The following is a 23310-nucleotide window of genomic DNA, read 5'->3' on the forward strand; positions in this document are numbered from 1 at the left end:
TCTTTACTTTAGTGTGAATATTTAAGCGGAACGTACAGTTTTATTTGCGGAATACTTTGACCAGCAAAATCCAACCAGTAGACCTACACCAATGACAAACAGGATTAGTGACAGGTTTGACCAGATTAAAATATGCTCTTTGGTCAATATACCAAAAATCAGGCCAAAGACTGCTGGTGCTAATGCCGAGTTTGGACCCTCGGAAATCGTAGGTGTTGCCAGAATGGCAAATACAATAATCCATAGGATTCCACCGACTGGATTGGGTAAACGCGACATCAGGCGATACCAGCACCATAATGCAATGAGTGTTCCTGTCACATAAACAATGATCGCAACATTCTCTTCAGGGAATTGATCCAGCACTGACAGGATGTTGGACCAGATCGCTGTTAAAGTTTCAAGCACCGCGCAAACCCTCTGGTTCCACCGCATTTGGATTAATTAATCCCTCAGGCGGCATCTGGATAAAAAACCCCTTGCTGTGTAGTGAGTCCAAAACATGAAGAACGTTCACACGGGCAAGCTTGCGCTCATTGTGCAGCTCCAGATGCATGACAAAAGTCGCCTTGCCAAATGCTTGCAACACGGCTTCAGGAATACCATCAAACAGATTTTCTGGTTCCTTGTCATCAGGATAGTTTGGACGAGCAATATACATATACATTTCGTCTTTTTTGCTCGATCTATAAATATCGCAGTGCATATTTACTCACAACTCTTATCAATCAAAAACAGCATACATGAAAAAAATAACAGGTACATCAAGGAATGTTAACGCAGCAGTCGTGTTTTGTTTACTGGGAAATCTTCATCTGTGTGCCCAAATATTCAATATCCTGCCGCAACAGTTCAATCAATGGTCTGGTTAAGATTTCATAACGCCAGCCCAATAAATAGTTGGGTAAATCCTGCTCATCCAGATGAAAAACCACATGCTCATAAATCGCGTTCAGCCATTTTTTCCGTAGCAAGACTTCTTTGGGAATGGCTGTTTCAAGAACCACACGCTCTATTAAAATCTCTATTTGTGGTACCACTTCCTTGGAATTACTTTTTACAGGCCGAGCCATTCTTAATGGCCACTCATTTTCAGGGGGCAAAAACTTCAATAAATCTAAAATGGTTTTACCATGTTCACGCACAATATTCGGACGTATGCCTTTCACCTGAGCAAGCTGGAAATGATTACGTGGATTTTTCTCCACCAAATCAATCATGGTGGCATTTTTAAGGATAAAACTGCGTGGTTGATTGAGTGCCTTGGTGATTTGTTCCCGCCAGATACTGAGTTGTTGTAACTGCATTAACTCTCTACGTGAGTGGCGGTAATTACCAATATCGGTATAAAGCGCTGCAAGTGGCGTTTCCAGTGCAATTTCTTTGGTGAGATTTTGGCAATCCTCCAATACATATTGATAGAGACCTTTCACTTTTAGGTCATTCTTCAATGCATCAGCAAGTTTGGTTAAATAAAGAACATCATTGGCTGCATAGCTCATTTGCTCCTGAGTGAGCGGTCGAGCCAACCAGTCTGAACGTGTCTGGTCTTTCTCTATATCAATATTCAAACGAGTTTTTAAGGCATTCTGGTAGCTGACTTGTAGACCATGTCCCAAAAAAGCCATTGCCACTTGAGTATCAAAGACATTGCCAAGTGGTTTCTGGTCTGCATAGTGATAAATCAGGTCAATATCTTCACCACAGGCATGGAAAATGTTCTGTTGTGCGTCAAATATTTTTTGCCAGAAGTGTGCCAAATCCAGTGCAGTCCCATCCAACAGGGAAACCTGACCATTCAGATTGATTTGGCACACCCCAAGTTTTGGATATAAGGTATCAACCTTAATAAACTCAGTATCAAGTGCATAGGTGGAACATTGTTCCATTTGAGTAAGGAGAACAGCTAAATCTTGTTGCTGCTGGATAAACTGAAACATATTTGCTCAAGTAAAATAATAAAGAACCATTAGCAATGGCACTGCCAAATTGCAGTCATTGCTCAAGCGAAATCAAATACAAAAATAAATTTAATCAGTATTCCACATGCAAAACATAAAATTACTCCTTTTTCTATATCATCAAAAAACGAAAATCCTTTTCGCCTGTCCATAGTGCCACAAATTACAGCAAATATATCAACGATAATGTTAGACAAAATGTAAAAAATTAATTATTTGTTTAAATTAACATCATAAATTTAAAGTAGATAAAATAATAATGGATAAACATCCTATTTCATCTTCATACGGTTATGTACAGCCTGACTTAGTGTATGGCTATCCACATACTCAAGTTCACCACCCTGAGGTACACCTTGAGCAATTCGGGTCATGTGAATTGGCAAATGTTTAGTTGCCTCAACCAGATAATGCGCCGTTGCCTGCCCCTCAACTGTCGCATTGGTGGCAAGAATCACCTCTTCAATTTTCCCCTCACTTAGGCGTTGAACCAGATAGGGAATTCCAATTTCCTCAGGGCCTATCCCATCCAACGGTGACAAATGCCCACCGAGTACATGGTACTTGCCACGAAAACTGCCGCTTTGTTCAATTGCCATTACATCCGCAGGTGATTCAACCACACAGAGAAGTTGTTCATCCCGTTCCACAGAGGCACAAATGCCACAAATTTCGTTTTCAGTTAAGGAATGACAAATGCGGCACTCATGGATATGGCTTGATGCCTCATGTAAGGCGTGCGATAAAGCAAATGCACCCTCACGGTTTTTCATCAGCAAATGCAATGCCATACGCTGTGCTGATTTTGGACCAACACTGGGTAAGATACGTAATGCCTGAACCAATTGTTCAAATCGTTCACTAAACACAAATAGACTCGATTGTTTTACAAAAGCTTCTCCAGTCTTTTATAAAAAGGCTGGAGATTTTCTTGAATTAGAATAAACCAGATAAACCTGGTGGCAAGCCCATACCTGAGTTGGCACCTTGAAGCTTTTCTTCAGAAATGACTTCGGCCTGACGTACCGCATCATTGATTGCAGCAGCGATCAAGTCTTCGATCATGTCCGCTTCGTCCTGTAACAGCTCTGGACTAATTTCGATACGCTTTACAACATTGCGGCAGGTCATGGTCACTTTAACCAAACCACCGCCCGCCTCAGCGTGAACTTCGGTTTTTGCAAGCTCTTCTTTGGCTTTCTTAATATTGGATTCCATATCCTTTTGCATGCGCTGGGCTTGCTGCATGAGCATATTAATATTCATAAGTCTCTCTCTTAAATCAAATCTAAACCGCGTGATAAGTCACGAATAATATCATTAATATCTTCCAAGCCAACAGATACACGGATCAATCCTTCTTCAATCCCTGCGGCTTGTTTGGCTTCGGCAGACATTCTACCATGCGAGGTGGTTGCTGGATGGGTAATTGTTGATTTTACATCGCCCAGATTACTGGTAATCGATAGGAAACGCGTGTTGTCAATCACCGCCCATGCGCCTTGACGCTCACCTCTTACAACAAATGAAACCACACCACCAAAACCTTTTTGCTGTTTTTTAGCAAGCTCGTGCCCAGGATGGTCAGGCAAACCTGCGTAATACACTTTTTCAACCTTGTCATGTTGATGCAACCATTCAGCCAGTTTTTGTGCATTTTCACAGTGCGCTTTCATACGGATACTGAGCGTTTCCAAGCCTTTTAGGAAAATCCATGCATTGAATGGACTCATTGAATTACCAAGGGTACGCACAACGCCGTTAATTTCTTCAACCAAATCGTTCTTACCAACAACTGCACCACCTAAAGCCCGTCCCTGACCATCAATATATTTAGTTGCTGAATAAAGAACCAAATCGGCACCAAACTTAATCGGCTGCTGTAACACAGGTGTACAGAAACAGTTATCCACTGCAAATAAAGCACCATGCGCGTGGGCAATATTTGCAATTGCCTGCATATCGCCCACCTGTGCCAAAGGATTCGAGGGTGTTTCAATAAAGAGAATACGTGTATTTGGACGAATTGCCTGTTTCCAGCCTTCAAGATCATCTAAATCAACAAAAGTCACTTCAACAGCAAATTTTGCAACGTACTTTTCAAATAAGGCAATGATTGAACCAAAAACGGCGCGTGAACAAATCACATGATCGCCCGCTTTTAAATACGCCATACACATGGCATGTACTGCTGCCATCCCTGAACTGGTTGCTACCGCACGCTCTGCGCCATCCAGAACAGCTAAACGTTTTTCAAAGGCTTGCACTGTTGGGTTGGTATAGCGTGAATAGGTATTACCTACGATTTGCCCAGAAAATTTTGCGGCAGCATCAGCTGCACTTTCGCAAACAAAAGAAGATGTTAAAAAGATAGGTTCACTATGTTCGCCCTCAAAGGTGCGATCATGCCCTGTGCGAATTGCCAGAGTGTCGAGTTGATATTCTAAATCATCGCTTGGATTCATGGTTTTGTATGCCTTATGATCATCATGCTTCAATATGCCAACATTTTGAGCGTCCAGGGTATTTAAGGTCAAGGCGTAAGATGAAATTATCGCTTAGACTTCGTGCAATCTTGACTCATGATGAGACTTTCAAAGATGAAATCGCTTATGGATCAACAAAAAATAAACTTTAAACATTTAGCCATGCGTGTATTTGACACAGATCGGCTGGTGCTGTCTCAATCAACCGCCTATCAAGTGATTGCCGAGTTTAAACAAACCCGTGTTCGTTTTTATGGCTCAGAAAACAAACGTTATAAAGAGCCACTGGTCTTTGTTGCGCCGCTTGCGATTAATATGGATATTTATGACCTATATCCCTATCGCTCTTTAGTCAAACATTTCCAGGACAGTGGTTTTGATGTGTACCTGATTGACTGGGGCAAACTCACTTATAAAAACTATCAGGTTAATTTCTTGTCATTTATTGATAAGTTTATTCCACGCTGTATTGAAGCCATCCAGAAACATTCTAAATCTGAAAAAATTTCTCTACATGGCTGGAGTATGGCTGGCATTTTTGTCACACTTTACACAGCCCGCCATCCATCCAATCCAGTTAAAAATTTGGTCGTACTCGGTAGCCCAATTGACAGTTATGCTTCAGGCTATATTGGCAAACTATACAAAACACTGGCATATATTACGACGCGTAACCCAACCATTAAAGATTATGCCTATAACCGTTTGCCAAAGCTGATGATTCATTCACCAGGCTTCCTAAACTCTTTAGGGTTTAAACTACTTGATCCAAAAGGCTGGATTGATGGCAATATCCAGTTACTCAAAAATCTGGATAATCTCAAGCTGGTTCAGGAAAATGCCACACTGAGCCATTTCCTGAATAACATGATTGACTATCCAGGTGGTATCAATCAGGACATGCTGTTTAATGTATGGCTACAAAATCCATTGAAGCATGGCGCAATCAAACTCAAGAATGAGACGATTGAACTGAAGAACATCAATTGTTCTTTATTGGTAGGTGCTGGTAAAGGTGACCAACTGGTGACTTCCGATGCCGCTTTTCCACTGACCCAGTTGACAAGCAGTCAGGATGTCACCTTTACTTTAATCCCTGGCGGACATTTAGGTTTAATGTCCAGTCAAAACAGTTCTATTGAGTTCTGGCCAACACTGACCAACTGGTTGGCCGAACGATCAACTCCTATCAAAAGGTAAACTATGAGTCAATCTGTTGCATTTATCGGTTTAGGCGCTATGGGCTATCGTATGGCAGCCCATCTACCAAAGCATTTCGAGGAAGTTTATGTCTGGAATCGAAACTTTAGTAAAGCTCAACAACATGCAACAGAATATGGAACTATAGCGGTTGAACTGGCTCAGGCAGTACAGGCAGATATTATCTTTTCATGCCTGCCAACAAGTGCAGATGTTGAAGCCTTGATTGATGGTGTGAATATTAAATCAGGTGCAATCTGGATTGACTGTACCAGTGGTGTGCCCGAGACAGCTCGCCGTCTGGCCGAAAAGCTAAAAGTACAGAACGTCGATTTTCTCGATGCACCTGTGAGTGGACAAACCATCGGTGCAGAAAATGCGACTTTAACCGTAATGGTAGGTGGCGATGTTAGTGCTTTTGAGCGTACTTATTCTGCGATGGCAGCCGTTGGAAAATTGATTCAGCATGTCGGTGATTCAGGTGCAGGCTTTGCAGTAAAAGCCATCAACAATATGTTGCTTGCCGTCAATTTATGGTCAGTTGCCGAGGGATTTACCACATTAAAGGCACATGGTGTCAATCTGGACGCGGCACTCAACTGTATTAATGCTTCCAGTGGCAAAAGTCTAGTCACTGAAAATATTTTTCCTCAACGCGTACTGAGTCGTGAGTTTCCCTGCACCTTTGCCTTGCCTTTATTGGCAAAAGATACAGGAATTGCGCTAGATTTAGTACATAACGCGAAACTTCCAGCGCCTATACTTGCCCTGACCCAAAGCTTGATTCAGGCTGCAAGTTTAACTGCCGAAGCGAATAGTGATTTCTCCGCAGCAGTTAAACTGTATGAATCATGGAGTAAAATTACACTGGAATAGAATTACCATTTAAAAACAATATTTTATATCTAATTAAGATACCAGTCTAAAAAAGCCCGCTTAATAAAGCGGGTCTTGTTTATTCCTCAATTTCTATTGGATCACCATCTTTTGGGCGAATATGCCGTTCACCATCATCGGCTGGGTCAACACTGGAACCATCTTTGGTAATGCTGTTGTATAACTCATCCTCTTTCTTATCATCTATAAATTCCTCATCTTCAAAATCCAGAGGTTCATCATCATCTTGAAAATTTAAAGGCTTATTCTGATCTATCATGTTGTTTTATTCCTTAATCAAGCTATGTCACTTCATGCTTAAATAATTGCCAGACAGATTCAACAGTGAACAGTCATCATTTTTGTAATTATTTGAATGAGTCTATTAATAAATTAAGCAGTCTGGACGCTTCTTCCTCATTACTCTGGTTTACCACGTATGAACCATGACCGCTTGCTGCGGTAACTGTATCAATCGTTATCTTTACATTGCCATCTGGTGAAGTAAAAGTAGAAACCGCCACAATGTAAAGCTTATTAGATATTCAAATACACTATTGAATTTTCATTAAAACGCCTTATATTAGTACTAACGTTGCGACCAAAGCATGTAGAATATTTCTATTCCACAAGACTTTTGGTTTATACCTTTTAAATTAGAGGATCACCTCATGAAGAAGTTTACAGTTGCGGTTTTTGCTGGATTAATAACCCTTACAGGGTTTAGTGTTCAAGCCGCAGCCCCAGAACAAGACTGTAAAAAGTTGCAGGATGACTATAACCTCATTTATGCGTCTAAGGGTTTCTGTTTCAAGGATGCAGATGCTAAAGCCAAGTACGGCAATGAAAACTGCCATACCACCAAACCAAAGTTTTCTGACAAAGAGCAACAACGTCTCGATGAGATTAAAGCTCGCCAAAAAGAGCTAGACTGTAAATAGAAACTGATTATTAGATTTTGTCCTCTCCTTTTTATTTTTTTAGGAGAGGAAACTTGAATTATTTATATTAAGGGACTCATCATGGCTTACGATGACCAAAATATTTTTGCCCGAATTCTTCGTGGCGAATTGCCTGCGATTAAAATTTATGAAGATGAACAGGTTCTTGCCTTTATGGATATCATGCCTCAGGCAGATGGTCATGCTTTGGTTATTCCCAAAACGCCAGCAGTGACATTGCTAGACCTGCCTGCCGATGCGGCTGCCTATACCATCCAGATCGTTCAAAAGATTGCCCGTGCGATTGAGTCTGCATTGGATGTTAAGGGTATTGTACTGATGCAACTTTCTGGCGAAGCTGCGGGTCAAACTGTGCCGCATGTACACTTTCATTTGATTCCAGGCTCAATTCATCATCTAGGTCGTCATGCGGCTCAAATGGGTGATCAGGAGAAGATTAAGGCGCTTGCTGAAAAGATTAAGGCCGCCCTGTAACTGATAATTTTTTCGTAAACGGAGTTGTTACTCCGTTTTTTTATTTGATAACTATTTAATAATCAATAACAAATAGAATTATTACCAAATATAAACTGTCATCAAATTGTCATTTTCCTTTCACTTCTCTGTCACAAAGTTTACCGATACTGCATACAAGTCAGTGAGCTGTGTAACTTTTTGTACATAAGCAAGCTTATAACCGTAACTAAGGCAACTGCCATTTACAAAAAAGTGTTTTGGAGAAATCTCAATGAAAAAATTGCTTCTTGCTGCTACTGTAGCAACTTTAGCCATGAATGCAGCGCAAGCAGCACCAACATTGTATGGTAAGCTCAATGTGACTTTGGATCAAATTGATAAAAATGGCTTTAAAGACGAAAGCGTAACTAAAGTAAATTCTAACGCTTCGCGTATTGGTGTAAAGGGTGAAGAGAAACTTACTGATAGTCTTTCAGCAGTTTACTTGGCTGAATGGCAAGTCAATACTGATGGCGACGGTACAGACTTAGGTATGCGTAACCGTTTTGTCGGTATTAAATCTAACGGCGTTGCAACATTAAAAGTTGGTCATTACGATTCTTACTTCAAAACTGCAGCTGGTAATAACCAAGATATTTTTAACGATCACAATGAACTTGATATGACAGCAGTTTTAGCTGGTGAAGATCGCCTAAAGAATGTTATTGGTTTTGAAACTGATAAAAAATTACTGGGTGGCTTAGCTTTCAACATCATGTTCCAGCAAGGTGAAAATGCAGCAACATCTGCAACTGCAAAAACATCTACAACTTCAACAGCTGGCGTTACTAAAGAAACAACTGTAGTTACAAACTATGGTTTAAAAGATGCACGTGATGGTTTTGGTGATGGTGTTTCAGCATCTTTAACGTATGAAAATAAAGATGTCGGTTTAGCTGCGGCAGTTGCTGCAAACCGTGCTGTAGCAACTAAATTTAGTGCACATAACTTAACTGGCGTTTATGCTGATGCCGTTCGTGTTACAGGCTCTTTAGACTTTACCCCAATTGGTGTTGATGGTTTGGTATTTGGCGCATTATGGCAAACAGCTAAGCCTACAGATGATGTTGTGGCTGTCATCACAACGACTAAAGAAACTGGGAAACCAGACACAGTCACTAATAATTCATTTAAAGGCTTAAAAGAAAATGCTTTTGGTGTAACGGCTGCGTATGCAATTCCATCAACACCTGTGAAGTTAAAAGCACAGTACATTTCTGCAACGACTGAATCAGACGGTCGTGATGATCGTAAACAAGATCTTTATGGTCTTGGTGCTGACTACCAAATCAACAAACAAGCTCGTTTCTACGGTATTGTTGCTCAGCAAAAACGTGACTGGTTAACTAAAGATGATAAGAAAACCAATATTGGTTTAGGTATGGAATATAACTTCTAATTTGAAGTTCAGTTCTAAATAAAGAAACAAAAGGGCGATATGCCCTTTTGTTTTATCCATTTTATTTCTTTAAGAAACCACTGAGCAAGTTTAAAACTTGTTGAATATCATTGTTGGCTTCCTGTGGATTAGTGTTTCCACCTTGTGGAGTTAAGGAATCAATCACTTGGGGCAAGACTGAAGCAATTGCGCCATAAATTGCTGACTTTGGTGTTTGGGTTTGCTGGGCAACCTGCTCCACATCCTGGTCATCGAATAGGCTTTGAATATTTTGTGCTGGAATATCCTGTGCATTTTGCTGGTGTGGATCGACCCAGCTTTGTACCTGATTTGCCAAACCTGCATTTTTCAGTTTATCCAATGCACCTTGCAAACCGCCCTGTTTTTGAATCCATGCAAGAATTAAAGGCAAAACGGCGATTAACAATGTTTGTGCTGTGTTACCACCTGCTGCATTACTTTGTGTTGAAGTATTACCAGCACCTAATTGACCCAGTACAGAACCCAAAATTCCGCCTAGACCACCTTGTTGCTGGTTTTGGGTATTTTGTTGCTGTTGTCCACCAAGCTGTCCCAATACCGAACCTAAAATTCCGCCTAAACCACCACCCTGACCTGATTGCTGCTGACCGCCTAAAGCCTGTTTTGCTAAAATTTCAACAATGTTGGTTAAATCTGTCATGACTTATATGTTCCTTTTGGAATTATTTATCCAAAAGAATACGCTGCTTTGAATACACAAAACAAAATTGAATTGTTAAATTTTGCAAGAGCTTGCGATAAATCTCTATCCAATCTTGCCTATTGAATGGTTGAAGTTCCACAGAAATTAAATCATTGCTGAGATTTACCAGCGGAATTTATTCCAGTTTTCAGGATTGGCCCAGAACTTGGAGTTAAACCAGTCTGGTACATGCTTATAGGTCAAGATATTAAACTGCCATAAAGCAAAATTACTATCATGTGTGGTCTTGTCAATGAGCTGGGTAAAACCCAGTGAACGCAATAACTTTTCATCATCCAGTTTACTGACCACAACAATTCGTTTTGCCATGAGGTCACGCAACTTCACCAATAACTGTGCCTTTTGCGTTTGATTGATGTCCTGCATTTCTTCAGTATCAAATAATACAAAACCTAAATCATAACGCTGTGTAAATGGCAGATTTAAAAAGTCAGTTACGTTAAAATAATGCCATTGAATTGAAGCATGATGGTCAATGTTTTGACCAATACACAGTGCGGTAGCAATGGGCTGTTCCTTAGATAAATCGTCTAGCATCGAAGTGATGACATTTTGTCCAGCCATAAGCCACCTAAGTTGAAAAGAGAGAGGATGATGGAACTACAAGGCATTTGCCATAAAATGCACGCAGCGCTCAAGACGCATAGTGTACCTGATCAGGCAATACACAAGGCAAATGTTGAATATAAATTTATACTGGATCGTTCAGAAATCGACCTACCCTTTGTCTTGGGGCAGGAGTTGGAGATTGAATGGACAGGTAATATTTTCTGTACCTCATGCGGTGCCAAAACCCCAAAGTCATATTCACAGGGTCATTGTTTTAAATGTTTTAAAACCAAGGCGGAATGTGATTTGTGTATTATGAAACCCGAAACCTGCCATTACCATCTGGATACATGCCGTGAAGATGAGTTTGCACATAGTGTCTGTTTCCAGCCGCATATTGTTTATTTGGCCAATTCCAGTGCTTTAAAAATCGGGATTACCCGTATTATGAACATGCCAACCCGTTGGCTGGACCAAGGCGCAACGCAGGCGCTTCCCATCCTGAAAGTAGGTTCACGCCGCTTATCTGGTCATCTGGAAACATTAATTGGTACTCAGATTGCCGATAAAACAGATTGGCGTAAATTACTCAAAGGTGAAGCTGAACCTTTAAACCTGATTGAACAACGCGATCAGATTCTTGAGGAATTTGCTCCTAAAATTCAAACAATTCGTGATGAATTTAGCCAAAACCTTGAGTTTGATGAAAATCTGGAATTTTTGGAAAATGAATTGCCCAGAGAATTTATTTATCCAGTTGAGCAATATCCAGAAAAGATTAAATCGTTGAATCTGGACAAGACACCGAAAATTCGTGGTGTCTTGCAGGGCATTAAAGGTCAGTATTTATTACTGGATATTGGGGTGATCAATATCCGTAAATATACGGGTTATGAATTAATCCTACGTGCATAAATAAAAAGGTGGCATTTAAGCCACCTTTTCTATACTTCTTCTGTTTTTAAGCAACTCAAAATTGCCTGTACGGGGTCTTCGGTATTTCCTGAGATTAACTGTTTATGCATACTCAGGTGTTGCATCATTTGAATATGTGCGGTTTCGTAATCCATCAATCTTTCAATTTCTGCTGCCAAATGCTGTGGTGTGGCATCTGCCTGAATCAGTTCCTCAATCACTTTCTTGCCCGCAATAATATTCGGCAATGAGTAATAAGGAATTTTAACCAGAAACTTGGCAATAATATAAGTCAGCCAGTTCAGTTTATAGAACGTCACCATTGGACGATGCAACAACATGGCCTCAAGCGTCGCCGTACCAGAGGCAAGTGCCACAATATCGCTGGCATTCATCACCATACGACCAATTTTGGATTCTGCATCAGTATTTTCCAGAATATGGATTTTTACCTTTAGTTCGGTATCCATATTCTGAATTCCTTGCTCAATCTGCTGCTTACGTGCGTCATTAATTGCAGGGATTAAAAACTCAAGATCGGGATATTTCTTATGCAAAATTTCGGCTGTACCGATTAATAAAGGCAGTAAACGCTCGATTTCACCCCGACGGCTACCAGGGAGTAAAGCAATATGGGTTTTATGGGCAGACAGTCCAAGCTGGTGTTTTGCTTCGGTAATTGGATTTTTTAAGGGCAATTGCTTTGCCAGTGGATGCCCGACAAATGCCGCAGGGACATCATAGTTTTGATAAAAGGTTTTTTCAAAGGGAAATAAGCACAGTACTAAATCAATACTTTGTTTAATGCCATGTACCCGTCCTTGCCGCCATGCCCAGACCGATGGGCTGACATACTGAACGGTTTTAATGGGTAGACTGTTTTCCTTGATGCTTTTAGATAAACGTAAATTAAAATCAGGTGCATCAATCCCAATAAAAATATCGACTGGATGTTCAGTCCAGCGCTCAACCAGACCATCGCGGACTGCAAATAATTTTTTCAGGTCCTTTAATACTTCAACAATCCCCATGACGGATAGAATTTCCATTGGGTAATAACTATGGAAACCCTCAGCAATCATTTGTGGACCACCAATCCCCTCAAATTCAGCATCAATTCCTTGTTCGCGAAAACTACGCATGAGCTTTGCCCCTAAAGTGTCTCCAGAGACTTCACCCACAACAATGCCAATTTTTAGTTTTTGCTTTAACAAGACCTAAGCCCCTTGCCAGTATTTAAAAGTATTCTAACAAAATGATTTTACACCGAATCATAAAAAATCATCTAATTTGTTGATGTGCAGTAAAAATTGCGTCTCATCTAAGATAGCATTAAATAATCCTTATACCATCTGGATTTGCGATAAAGGAATAATTGCTTGAACTTTACTTAAATAATATTATTAACAATAATCATTTTCATCTTTTATTTCTTCTCGGCTTAGTGTTTTATGACTGTTTATGGCTAAATCCACCACCCCAACTTTTGTCTATCGACTCAGTATTTTTTATCTTTTTGCTTTCACATTCATACTGGGTGAACCGTACCGGGTTTGTCGGAGACTTTTTTATTTAAGTTAGGCCACCTGACCTAACGGATTAATCTTATCATAGTAGATTGCTTCAAACTCAAAATCGGTGAATTACTTAGCTGATGATCCTGTAATTCAATAATTTCTGCATCCAGCTGTTCCAGCTCTTCATGATGATGGGTCACATAAATCATCGGCACCTGTATTTCATCACGGATGCGAGTAAAAAATGGCAGGATCTGCTGTTTCAGTTTGGTATCTAGGCCAGTCAATGGCTCATCCAAGAGCAGTAATTTAGGACTGGACAACAGCGCCCGCCCGATCGAAATACGCTGTGCTTCCCCACCCGATAATTGCTGAACCCGACGCTGCAATAGATGATCAATTTCCAGTAATTCGGCAATCTCTTTTAATTGGAATTTCTCCTGTTCCAATTTGCCCCATTTTTTGGCATAAAGCAGGTTCTGTTCAACATTCATATGTGGAAACAGCATCGCCTGCTGAAATATCAAAGCGATTTTACGCTGATGGACTGGAATATGAATTTTCTGATTTGTATCAGTCAGGATCTGTTTATTTAAATGAATATAGCCAGATCGTGGTTGATAGAGTCCAAGGAGTAATTTAAGAAAAGTAGTTTTGCCTACTCCCGAAGGTCCAACAATTCCCAGGACAGAATTCTGCATCTGGACTGCTGCATCTAAACTAAAGGCATCCTTTTGATAATGAAACTCACATTGCAGCATTAGCGCTCCTGAATTTTCTGCTGATATTTTTGCATAATCCAGTAATTCGCCAATAATGCTGCAAAAGCCAGACCTAAAGATAAAAGCATTAGTCGTAAAGCCATCTGTTCGCCATCAGGTTGCTGTAATAGGGAATAGATCGCAATCGGAATAGTGCGGGTTTCGTCAGGAATATTGCCAACAAAGGTGATGGTGGCACCAAACTCGCCAAGACTGCGGCTAAAACAGAGAATACCGCCAATCAGAATACCAGGCAACGCCAGCGGTAAGCTGATACTGCAAAAAACTTTATAGGGCTGAACACTCAAAGAATTTGCTACCTGTTCCAGCTGCGGATTAATCATCTGAAATGACACCCGGATCGGTTGCACCATTAAGGGGAAAGCCACAATCATGGCAGCCAGCACTGCACCTTTCCAGTTAAAAGCCAGCTGAATGCCCCACTGCTGCAACCATTGTCCAATCCAACCATTGCCACCAAAGACGATCAATAATAAATAGCCCAATACCACAGGTGGTAAAACCATCGGCAGGTGTAAGAGGGCTTCCACCACATATTTCAGGCGAAACTCATAACGTGCCAGAATCCATGCCAATAAAATGGCAAACGGTAAACTGATCGCTGTGGCAAAACCTGCAACTTTTGCTGACAGATACAATGCACTGAGTTCCTCTGGTGTCAGCATACTGGAACCATCCTAGAGTTTAAAACCATAGTGCTGATAAATCTTTTTCGCCTCGGTATGCTGACTCATAAAATGCATGAAATTGACTGCATCGGCATTTTTACTGCCCTGCTCAGTCAAGGCAATTGGATAGACAATCGGGCTATGCGTATGAGCTGGAAAGACCCCAGCAATTTTCACTTTTTTACTCTGTAACGCATCGGTCTTATACACCATCCCAGCCTGACATTCACCACGTTCCACAAAAGCCAAGGCCGAACGAACACTATCTGTTTCGACAATGCGGCCTTGCAGACCCTTTAACCATTTCAGATTGGTTAGACTCTGTTTGGCATATTTACCGACAGGCACAGATTCCATTTGTCCGGTACATACATACCCCTGAAAGGACTGGGCAAAATTAAATTGAGAACTGGCCTGAAAGCTTTGCTGACGCTGTAGAGGAATGATTAATACCAGTTCATTGGTTAATAAGGGCTTTACTTGAGATCTAGCTATTTTTTGTTTTTTTACCAGATAGTTCATCCAGTCCTGATCGGCAGAGAAAAAAATATCAGCCGGTGCGCCAGTTTCAATTTGTCGGGCGAGCGATGAAGATGCTGCAAAGACCAGCACTACTTTGATTGAGGGATACTGTTTTTCATAACGTCTGGCAATCTCCGTCACCGCATTGCTCAGACTGGCGGCCGCATAAACTCGGACGGTACTTCCGGCCTGGACTGAACAGGACAGTAAAACTGCACTGAATAAGATCAATCCCTTTTTCATCGGTGACATATTCCTTAAATAAACAGACCTTGCAGGATCTGACCAGCCTGGATGCTTTGCGCTGCCGGAATACGGACAATACAATTGGCCTGCATCAGGTTACTCAGCATATGTGACTGTTGCTTCGGCAAGCTGGAAAGCTTTAGCATTCCCGAGTCAAAACTTAATGCCATACGCAAAAAACGTTCCCGGCTATCAACTTTCAAGTCATGACTTATTACTGCACTAAACCATTGCGGTAATTGCTTTTGACCTTGTACCGTACTGATTAAGGTTGATACATAGATCTGCATGGCTATATAGACTGCAGCCGGATTACCCGGCAGGCCGAGTAAATAACATGGATTTTGATCGGGTCGCTCAGATTTGGCGAAGAACATTGGCTTGCCAGGTTTCTGTTTGACTTTCCAGAATAACTGTTCAAAACCAATTTTCAGTGCTACCGGGCGGACAAAATCATAATCTCCTACCGATACACCACCAGTGGTCAAAATCAGATCATACTGGGTTCTCAACCTTTGAAATAGCGCGCTGACCGCCTGTTCGGTATCGGCAACATGCATGATCTCAACCTGCTGGTTTCTGGACTGGAACCAGGCTTGAATTAAAGGAGCATTGGCATCAAAAATTTTGCCGGAATTCAGGTCTTCCACAGTGTCAGCCACTTCATCCCCAGTAATCACCACTGCAATTTTAGGATAGCGATAAACTGAAACCTCCTGGATCCCTGCCATACTTAAGGCTGCAATTGTCCCAATACTGAGTTGCTGCCCCTGAACAGCCAGACATTGGTCCATACGAATTTCTTCACCCGCTTGACGAATATCAGCATCCAGTCGCAAGGCTTCAGTCAAGATAATGGTCGAGTCCCTGAGCTGTACAATTTCCTGTCGTGCCACCGTCGTGGTCTGCAACGGAATTTTCGCACCAGTAAAGATGCGTACTGCCTGACCTGGTTCAAGTATCAGATCAGCTCCCTGTCCAGCACGAATTTCCCCGATCAGCTCAAAACTACTTTCTGCTGGCATGTCGGTATCCATACAGATGGCATAACCGTCTACAGCACTTTGCGAAAATATAGGCAGCTGAGTTTTTGAGTAAATATCTTCGGCTACAAAACGGTTCAGTGCCTGACTTAAGGGCAGTGTTTCAACGCCTAGATGATCAGTATGATCTAGAATCATCTGCAGAGCCTGATCGACAGAAATTAGGCCGAGTTCACTGCCACAGGCGGAATGTGCTGTCGTTACAGCAGAGTTCATTGATAACCTCCTGCATGGGGAATATTTTTCTGTACATCAAACAGATGTACGAGTGCAGGTAAAATCGCCACTAAGGATTCTTTAGCCCCTTGGCGGCTACCTGGTAAGGTAAGGATCAGACTGTTTTCAATATAACCTGCGACCCCGCGGCTCAGTGCTGCGTAAGGTGTACGACGTTGACCAAAACTGCGTGCAGCTTCCATCAGTCCCGGAATTTCACGGGTTAGTAAGGGTTGAATAGTTTCCACTGTCAGATCTTTAGGGCCAAGTCCCGTACCACCCACTGTCAGAATTAATGAATATTCATTTTTTTGCTGTTCAATTAAAGCTTTTAGCTGTTCAGGGCTGTCCGAAATCACCTGATAGTGGATATAGCCAAAATTAGCTTCTTCCAGAATTTCCATCACATTCTGCCCAGCTGTGTCGGCTTTCTTGCCAGATGCCACGGTATCAGAAAGTACAATGACAGAGGCTGCTAAAGGTTCTTTCAGAACACGGGTGAAATGTGATTTTCCTCCCTTTTTTTGCCCCAGTTTAACCTGATCCAGACATAATTCTTCCGGCTCACAATGTGGTTTCAGCATATCGTAAAGGGTCAAACCTGTCAGACTGACTGCTGTCAGTGCTTCCATTTCCACACCCGTTGGACCAATCGTTTCCACTACCGCAGTAATCACTACATGGGCTTCTTCAAGCTCATATTCCACATCGGCCCGATAAATTGGCAGTGGATGACATAGAGGAATGAGTTCATCAGTACGTTTTGCGCCTAAAATCCCTGCGATCCGGGCGGTTTTTAGCGCATCACCTTTGTCGGTATTACCATTACGCAGTAATTCAATGCAGTGTGGCGGCGCATGCAGAATTCCGGTGGCAATAGCAGTGCGGTAACTCTCTGGTTTCATTCCGATATCTTTCATGGCTTATCCTTCTTGAATCTTTTCATTTTTTACTCAAACTTGAATTTATAGCGGCCATTGATAAACAGGAACATCTGGCTGGATCAGGTTCAAAGGCAATTTTTCAGATTTATGTGCATCAGTACAGTTATGCGTATGCACATGCTTTCTATGAGTGTGATGATCTGAACCCTGGTCACGACGAATGCAGCAACCTTCGACATATTGGCTACTGCCATCCATATAGAATTCTTCTTTCCAGACCGGTACTTCATGCTTGACTCGTTCCACGACTTTTTCGCAGGCTTGAAAAGCTTCCCGACGATGTGATGCATAGGCCATGGCAATAATGGCGATATCACCAATATCCAGTGAACCGATACGATGTACAACTCGGACATAGGACACGTCATATTCAGCCTGAATTTCCTGCTCGATCTGGCGAATCATCTTTTCAGCAACAGGTGCATAAGCGGTATATTTCAGTGCCTTAACCGCTTTACCTTCATGATGATTTCGTACTGTTCCGACAAAAATACCGATTCCCCCACATTCAGGAAAATATTGAATCCCATCAAATACGTCCTGTTGCAGCGGTGTGTCCTGAATACGGGTAAATTGTTTTAGTTGCATTTCAACCTCCTGCGACCGGTGACAGCAACACTAGAGTACTGTCCTGGGTTAACCGGGTCTGGCGAGAAATAATGTCTTCACCGATGGCACAGGCACAACGCTCTAACAACCTGAAAGCCTCTGGAAAGGAATGAATGACTTCATTGAGTACATCGGCAACCAGACTGTCTATCTGACATTGCACAGTTAAATCTTGAGGCAACTGACGTTCGATCGCACCGAAAGATTCGATTTTGATCATAATCGATGATTGAAGTTTTGTAGTCATATTAGCCTCCTATCATATGCATACTGATTTTTCGGAAATTTGAATGGGTTTTATGGGATGGATTGAACAGTTTTTGCTGAGCCTGAATGGCATGAAAGCCAGCAGCTTTATTCCAGATATAGGGTTGCAGCTGTTGTTGCAGCATGTATTCAGCTGATGCTAGGTGCTGTCTTAACTGTTGAATACTGTTTTTGAGTTTTAGACCTTGAGTTGAGAATAAGCAGTTAAATAATTCACCTTGAGCATTCAGTCGTAAACGGTCACAGTTACCACAGAATGAATTGGTAATCGTTGAAATAATGCCGATCGACATACCTTCAATGTAATAGCTTCGTGCTGGATTAGCCCCCTGATCTTGTCTGATCTTTACTTCAAATGCTTGTGCCAGGTGATCCAGAATGTCCTGCTCGCTAACCACATGATCACGTGACCAGTTCTGGTCGCCATCGAGTGGCATATACTCGATAAAACGCAATTCAACTTGTTCGCGTTTAGCCCAGTGTGCCAAAGACAGAATCTGGTCATCATTGATGCCTTTGATCAGCACCGTATTAATTTTGATTTGAAAGCCAGCCTGTTGGGCTGCTTGGATGCCTTCTAATACGGGTTGCAGTTTTTTTCCAGTTAATTGTTCAAATTGCTCTGCATCCAGACTATCCAGACTGATATTCAGGTCATCTAGTCCGGCCTGCTTTAATTCTGTTGCATATTGTTTGAGATAATGACCATTCGTAGTCATTGAAATACGTTTCAGGCCGCTTTTTTTTAGTTGTTGTAATTCGGCAATAAAATGCACCACACCTTGGCGCATTAAAGGTTCGCCACCAGTAATCCGGATCTGTTCAATACCACGGCGAACCATGAATTCACAAAAATGGTAGAGTTCTTCAAAGCTGAGTAAATTGTGTTTTTTCATCCATTCCGGATGTTCTGGCATGCAATAAACACATTTAAAATTACAGCGATCCGTCACAGAGATACGGAGCTTACGCTTATTACGTCCAAACTGATCCCGAAATACTGAGGCCTCAGCCTGCTGTAAAGAGTTGCTGTGATTCATTGCTTATTCCATCAGGGTCGATCATCAACTTTGTTTCTAGCCAAATTTTTGCTGACCGATGCCCTATTAAATTACTATTGCTCTAGTGTTGAAATGCAATAAGTGTTCCAACTTTGCGCAGAAATTGCGGCTTTTTAATATTTGAGTGCGATTTATTGGAGTTTAAGAAAAATAAGAGTTTTAAAAAGGTGTATTGCCCTGCTTTTAAGCACTACTCAATCAGCACTTAGAGAAAATGCAGTTGCTGATGCTGCTGCAACTCATCAAAGGAGTTAATGCTGTGAAAAAACAGTGCATGATTTTTAAATCGCGCCTTTTGCATGTGCATTTTCGCAAAACAATGTCTTAAGCTGCGCTGATTTTGTTCGAGATGCTGAACCAGTGTCGGCAAACTGCTTCGTTTAAGTAAGCAGAATGGATACAACGCTATATCATTTATTTCTACTACAGCCACTTCACAAAAAGGATCTCGCTGCATAGCCCGATATAATCCAGAAATAACCTTTTTTGGAATGTAAGTCACATCACACGGTACAAATAACACATAGTCAGACTGCACATGAGACCAGGCACTTTTCATGCCCATCAAAGGTCCTTGAAAGCCTGGTTCATCATCCTGAAAATAACGGATTGATGGAATAAGGCGTTCATAAATAGAGTGATCACGGTGGCTGTTGATCCAGACCTGACCAACGCATGATCTGAGCTGCTGGTGAATCTTGATCAGTTGAATTTCATCATCAAACTTTTGCAGCAACTTGTTAATGCCATTCATCCGACGCGCCTGGCCACCGGCTAGGATGACTAAATCGGTGGGTGGATAATTCATATTCTTATGGATTCTTTTCATTATTCGGACTCCGTTTGGCAAGCTTTAATCAGGCCACGAATTTCAGGTAAGCAGGAACCGCAGTTGCCGCCGGCTTTTAGACATGCGGTCACCTGTTTTTCATTGGTGATATTTTTTTCTTTAATCGTCTGGATGATGCGGTTTTTACCGACTTTAAAACAGCTGCACACTAGCTCACCTTCACTCTTGCTCATTGAGATCGCCTGACCAGCCAACAACGCTTTACGGTGCATGGCACTGAGTCGTTCACGCTGAAATAGCCCCGATAACCACTCGCGATCTAGCAACAGCTCTTTTGGTGCGATATACAGGCTGGCAATCAGCTTGCCGTCCTGCAACACTACGCTATGACTGATATGTGCAGTCTGGTCATCCAGATTCAGCCATTCAAAATCTTCTTCAGTAAATGGCAACAGGCTTTTCAGCTGCTCGGTCGTGGTGCTAAATTTCTGACGATCCGCAATTTCATAACGCGTTGCTCGGACCGCTTTGACCTTGGTCCACCAGATGCTCTTGTCAACAAATGACTGCACATAACTTTCAAAACCTTCACGCACATATAGCACGCCCTGCCACTGGGTATGGAATGGCTGGATCAACACTGGCGTATGCTTAAACTCAGGCTCGCCAGAAATGGCATCGACCACTGGATTCACCAGCTTGCCGATACGTGCATCGGATGCCACCTGATCATTCCAATGGATTGGTGCAAAGACCTGACCACGACGGATATTGTCACTAACCTGAGCACGTAAAATACATTGTCCCCATTCAGAACGAACTTCGACCAGCTCACCATCCTGAATCCCGTATTTCAGTGCATCATTCGGATGAATTTCACAATACGGTTCGGCACGATGTGTACTGAGATTGGCAGATAATCCAGTGCGGCTCATAGTATGCCATTGGTCACGAATCCGGCCGGTATTCAGAATTAAAGGATATTCACTGGAAACCTGATTGACCGGATCAATCGCAGTTGTAGCAATAAACTTGGCTTTACCATCAGCATGACTGAACTGGCCTTGGGCAAATAATCGGGCTACAGATTTAACAGGTTGCTGTTTATCCCAAACTGGCCATTGTACTGGTTCCAGTTTGTCATATTCTTGTGTGGTTAAATTACTCAAGCCTTGAAGATTAAAATAACGAAAATATGGGGTTTCTAGACGTTGGGAAATTTCTACATTCTGATAAGCAGAGAGCTCGGCATGCTCTTTAAAAATTTCATGGCTATTGTGAAAATCAAACCCTCTGAAGCCCATTTGCTTCGCCACCTGTGCAATCGCCCACCAGTCGGCTTTGGCTTCACCCGGCGCATCTAAAAAGGCGTGTTGCCTTGAAATACGGCGTTCCGAATTGGTGACGGTTCCATCTTTTTCGCCCCAGCCTAAAGCTGGAAGTAATACATCAGCATATTGAGTAGTATCCGTATCCTGACAGATATCAGAGACCACTACGAATTCACATTTATCTAGAGCACGCTTCACTTGATCCGCATCGGGCAAGCTGACGACCGGATTAGTGGCCATGATCCAGATGGCTTTGATCTTGTCGCTTTCAACCGCCTGGAATAGATCAACTGCCTTGAAACCCGCTTGCTTGGCAATATATGGACTTTGCCAGAAGTTTTGCACTAGCTGTTGATGCTCCAGATTTTCTAAATCCAGATGTGCGGCCAGCATATTGGCCAGACCACCGACTTCACGTCCACCCATCGCATTTGGCTGGCCAGTCATAGAGAATGGGGCTGCACCGAGCTTACCAATTTTACCCGTGAGCAAATGGCAGTTAATAATACTGTTGGCTTTATCTACGCCACGGGAGGATTGGTTTACACCCATGGAGAACAACGTCATGACTTTGTCAATCTGGGCAAATTTTTCAAAGAATTGACTCAGCTTAGCAGTTGAAATACCGGTGCGTGCCGCAACATCTTTAATCGAAGCTTCCGCAGTACTGCTGGCAAAGGCCTGTTCCAGCCCTTGGGTATGTGCAGCAACAAATTCCTGATCTACATCACCATGCTGATATAAGTACTGTAATAGGCCATTAAATAGTGCAACGTCTTGCCCCGGCAGAATAGGCAAATGCAGATCTGCTGCTTCACAGGTACTGGTAAAACGCGGATCAATCACGACCACGAACAGGTCACGCTGTTCCCTGGCTTTCATGATACGCTGGTAGAGCACCGGATGACACCATACAGTATTGGAACCCACTAGTACCACCATGTCAGTATATTCAAAATCTTCATAACTGGCTGGAACCAGATCTTCACCAAAGGCACGCTTATGTGCAGCTACAGCGGAAGACATACATAGACGTGAATTGGTATCAATATTTGCCGTGCCGAGATAGCCTTTGACGAACTTATTGACCACATAATAGTCTTCAGTCAGCAGCTGACCCGAGACATAAAAGGCAATGCTGTCACGGCCATACTGCTCAATGTATTGCTGGAATTTATGGGCAATCGTTGAAGTTGCAGTATTCCAATCAGTAACTTCACGCTGGTCTTTACGGCCTAACATTGGATGCAATAAACGGGTTTCCAAGCCTAAAGTATCGGCCAGATTACTGCCTTTGATGCACAATTTTCCGTAATTCGAAGGATGTTTGACATCACCTTCAACAGTCACTTTCGGACCTGATGTGGTCGGCGTTACATGTGCAGTCACACCACAACCCACGCCGCAATATGGGCATGTGGTCTGTGTGGTTTTAGTTTTTAATTCTGTGGAGCTTTCAATTTCCACAACGGGAATACTGTTCATGCATGCTCCTTAGGAGTTGAAACACAATTTAATTTTTTTCAAAAAATGTTCATTACAACGATGTCTTTTCAATGCAACTCATTTATTTGGATCAACCTTCGGTTCAACCTACTTTTCTTTTGGGAAAGTAGGCAAAACCTGAGCCACACTGTGGCGTAAGATCCGCAAAACTCGCCCTCATCCGGCATGTATCAAAAAGGTCGCAGAAACATTCATTCCCATATTTTGTACTGGCTCAAAC

26 protein-coding genes are annotated in these 23310 nt (G+C 42.1%); 6 read left to right on the forward strand and 20 right to left on the reverse strand.

Annotation, left to right across the window (positions count from 1 at the left end):
* Positions 1 to 21 precede the first annotated feature (21 nt).
* The 6 genes from F988_RS06455 to F988_RS06480 all read right to left on the reverse strand — a co-directional run bounded on the left by F988_RS06455 (position 22) and on the right by F988_RS06480 (position 4426).
* Complete coding sequence (locus F988_RS06455; RefSeq protein WP_004677448.1) at positions 22 to 408, reverse strand: hypothetical protein; 387 nt, start codon at positions 406 to 408, stop codon at positions 22 to 24.
* A complete protein-coding gene (locus tag F988_RS06460; protein ID WP_004681976.1) occupies positions 401 to 706 on the reverse strand; it encodes a YcgL domain-containing protein in 306 nt (101 codons plus the stop codon). Before F988_RS06460 ends, F988_RS06455 begins: the two co-directional genes overlap by 8 nt.
* Before the next feature lie 91 nt (positions 707 to 797).
* Positions 798 to 1940, reverse strand: a complete 1143-nt coding sequence (locus F988_RS06465) for a ribonuclease D (protein WP_004681978.1) — start codon at positions 1938 to 1940, stop codon at positions 798 to 800.
* Positions 1941 to 2233: 293 nt separating this feature from the next.
* Positions 2234 to 2830 (reverse strand): recombination mediator RecR, encoded by a 597-nt coding sequence (gene recR, locus F988_RS06470; protein WP_004681979.1) that lies wholly within the window; start codon positions 2828 to 2830, stop codon positions 2234 to 2236.
* Positions 2831 to 2897: 67 nt separating this feature from the next.
* Positions 2898 to 3227 (reverse strand): YbaB/EbfC family nucleoid-associated protein, encoded by a 330-nt coding sequence (locus tag F988_RS06475; RefSeq protein ID WP_004677441.1) that lies wholly within the window; start codon positions 3225 to 3227, stop codon positions 2898 to 2900.
* 11 nt (positions 3228 to 3238) lie between these two features.
* Positions 3239 to 4426 (reverse strand): O-succinylhomoserine sulfhydrylase, encoded by a 1188-nt coding sequence (locus F988_RS06480; RefSeq protein WP_004681980.1) that lies wholly within the window; start codon positions 4424 to 4426, stop codon positions 3239 to 3241.
* Between the two features lie 135 nt (positions 4427 to 4561).
* Between F988_RS06480 and F988_RS06485 the strand changes: the two genes are divergently transcribed.
* Both F988_RS06485 and F988_RS06490 read left to right on the forward strand, forming a co-directional pair.
* On the forward strand, positions 4562 to 5647 hold the full coding sequence (locus F988_RS06485; protein WP_004681981.1) for an alpha/beta fold hydrolase: 1086 nt from the start codon (positions 4562 to 4564) through the stop codon (positions 5645 to 5647).
* A 3-nt stretch (positions 5648 to 5650) separates the two neighbouring features.
* A complete protein-coding gene (locus F988_RS06490) occupies positions 5651 to 6523 on the forward strand; it encodes an NAD(P)-dependent oxidoreductase (protein WP_004681983.1) in 873 nt (290 codons plus the stop codon).
* Positions 6524 to 6602: 79 nt separating this feature from the next.
* Here the strand turns inward: F988_RS06490 and F988_RS06495 are convergent, their stop codons facing one another.
* Positions 6603 to 6803 carry a hypothetical protein gene (locus tag F988_RS06495; RefSeq protein ID WP_004681984.1) on the reverse strand — a complete coding sequence of 67 codons (201 nt, stop codon included), beginning with the start codon at positions 6801 to 6803 and terminating at the stop codon, positions 6603 to 6605.
* Between the two features lie 391 nt (positions 6804 to 7194).
* On the opposite strand from F988_RS06495, the gene F988_RS06500 reads away from it, so the two are divergent.
* From F988_RS06500 to F988_RS06510, 3 genes are all read left to right on the forward strand, one after another.
* Positions 7195 to 7464 carry a YARHG domain-containing protein gene (locus F988_RS06500; protein ID WP_004677435.1) on the forward strand — a complete coding sequence of 90 codons (270 nt, stop codon included), beginning with the start codon at positions 7195 to 7197 and terminating at the stop codon, positions 7462 to 7464.
* 81 nt (positions 7465 to 7545) lie between these two features.
* Positions 7546 to 7959 carry an HIT family protein gene (locus F988_RS06505; RefSeq protein ID WP_004681986.1) on the forward strand — a complete coding sequence of 138 codons (414 nt, stop codon included), beginning with the start codon at positions 7546 to 7548 and terminating at the stop codon, positions 7957 to 7959.
* A 253-nt stretch (positions 7960 to 8212) separates the two neighbouring features.
* Positions 8213 to 9379 carry a porin gene (locus tag F988_RS06510; protein WP_004681987.1) on the forward strand — a complete coding sequence of 389 codons (1167 nt, stop codon included), beginning with the start codon at positions 8213 to 8215 and terminating at the stop codon, positions 9377 to 9379.
* 61 nt (positions 9380 to 9440) lie between these two features.
* On the opposite strand, the gene F988_RS06515 is transcribed toward F988_RS06510, so the two are convergent.
* Together F988_RS06515 and F988_RS06520 are read right to left on the reverse strand one after the other, a co-directional pair.
* A complete protein-coding gene (locus tag F988_RS06515; RefSeq protein ID WP_004681988.1) occupies positions 9441 to 10061 on the reverse strand; it encodes a YidB family protein in 621 nt (206 codons plus the stop codon).
* A gap of 165 nt (positions 10062 to 10226) precedes the next feature.
* Positions 10227 to 10688: a DUF6231 family protein gene (locus F988_RS06520; protein ID WP_004681990.1), complete on the reverse strand. Its 462-nt coding sequence runs from the start codon at positions 10686 to 10688 to the stop codon at positions 10227 to 10229.
* A gap of 30 nt (positions 10689 to 10718) precedes the next feature.
* On the opposite strand from F988_RS06520, the gene F988_RS06525 reads away from it, so the two are divergent.
* Positions 10719 to 11588 (forward strand): DUF2797 domain-containing protein, encoded by an 870-nt coding sequence (locus tag F988_RS06525; protein WP_004681992.1) that lies wholly within the window; start codon positions 10719 to 10721, stop codon positions 11586 to 11588.
* 29 nt (positions 11589 to 11617) lie between these two features.
* Here the strand turns inward: F988_RS06525 and lpxB are convergent, their stop codons facing one another.
* From lpxB to F988_RS06580, 11 genes are all read right to left on the reverse strand, one after another.
* Positions 11618 to 12802, reverse strand: coding sequence for a lipid-A-disaccharide synthase (gene lpxB, locus F988_RS06530; protein ID WP_004681993.1), 1185 nt, complete (start codon positions 12800 to 12802; stop codon positions 11618 to 11620).
* A 377-nt stretch (positions 12803 to 13179) separates the two neighbouring features.
* Complete coding sequence (locus tag F988_RS06535; protein ID WP_004681995.1) at positions 13180 to 13866, reverse strand: ATP-binding cassette domain-containing protein; 687 nt, start codon at positions 13864 to 13866, stop codon at positions 13180 to 13182.
* Positions 13866 to 14552, reverse strand: a complete 687-nt coding sequence (modB, locus tag F988_RS06540) for a molybdate ABC transporter permease subunit (protein ID WP_004681997.1) — start codon at positions 14550 to 14552, stop codon at positions 13866 to 13868. Before modB ends, F988_RS06535 begins: the two co-directional genes overlap by 1 nt.
* A 12-nt stretch (positions 14553 to 14564) precedes the next feature.
* Positions 14565 to 15320: a molybdate ABC transporter substrate-binding protein gene (gene modA, locus F988_RS06545; RefSeq protein ID WP_004681998.1), complete on the reverse strand. Its 756-nt coding sequence runs from the start codon at positions 15318 to 15320 to the stop codon at positions 14565 to 14567.
* A gap of 14 nt (positions 15321 to 15334) precedes the next feature.
* Positions 15335 to 16582: a molybdopterin molybdotransferase MoeA gene (locus F988_RS06550; RefSeq protein WP_004681999.1), complete on the reverse strand. Its 1248-nt coding sequence runs from the start codon at positions 16580 to 16582 to the stop codon at positions 15335 to 15337.
* Positions 16579 to 17502 (reverse strand): bifunctional molybdenum cofactor biosynthesis protein MoaC/MoaB, encoded by a 924-nt coding sequence (gene moaCB, locus F988_RS06555; protein WP_004682001.1) that lies wholly within the window; start codon positions 17500 to 17502, stop codon positions 16579 to 16581. The genes F988_RS06550 and moaCB overlap by 4 nt, the downstream gene beginning before the upstream one ends.
* Before the next feature lie 45 nt (positions 17503 to 17547).
* Entirely contained in the window at positions 17548 to 18114 is a 567-nt protein-coding gene (locus tag F988_RS06560; protein ID WP_004682003.1) for a molybdenum cofactor biosynthesis protein MoaE, read from the reverse strand.
* Position 18115: 1 nt separating this feature from the next.
* Positions 18116 to 18382: a MoaD/ThiS family protein gene (locus tag F988_RS06565; RefSeq protein ID WP_004682006.1), complete on the reverse strand. Its 267-nt coding sequence runs from the start codon at positions 18380 to 18382 to the stop codon at positions 18116 to 18118.
* A gap of 1 nt (position 18383) precedes the next feature.
* The gene (gene moaA, locus F988_RS06570) at positions 18384 to 19442 is read right to left on the reverse strand and encodes a GTP 3',8-cyclase MoaA (protein WP_004682007.1); all 1059 of its coding nucleotides are present in this window, start codon (positions 19440 to 19442) and stop codon (positions 18384 to 18386) included.
* Between the two features lie 226 nt (positions 19443 to 19668).
* Positions 19669 to 20292 carry a molybdenum cofactor guanylyltransferase gene (gene mobA, locus F988_RS06575; RefSeq protein ID WP_004682009.1) on the reverse strand — a complete coding sequence of 208 codons (624 nt, stop codon included), beginning with the start codon at positions 20290 to 20292 and terminating at the stop codon, positions 19669 to 19671.
* Entirely contained in the window at positions 20292 to 23069 is a 2778-nt protein-coding gene (locus tag F988_RS06580; protein ID WP_004682010.1) for a nitrate reductase, read from the reverse strand. Before F988_RS06580 ends, mobA begins: the two co-directional genes overlap by 1 nt.
* Between the last annotated feature and the right edge of the window lie 241 nt (positions 23070 to 23310).

The organism is Acinetobacter parvus DSM 16617 = CIP 108168 (assembly GCF_000368025.1).
GTDB classification, from domain to species: domain Bacteria; phylum Pseudomonadota; class Gammaproteobacteria; order Pseudomonadales; family Moraxellaceae; genus Acinetobacter; species Acinetobacter parvus.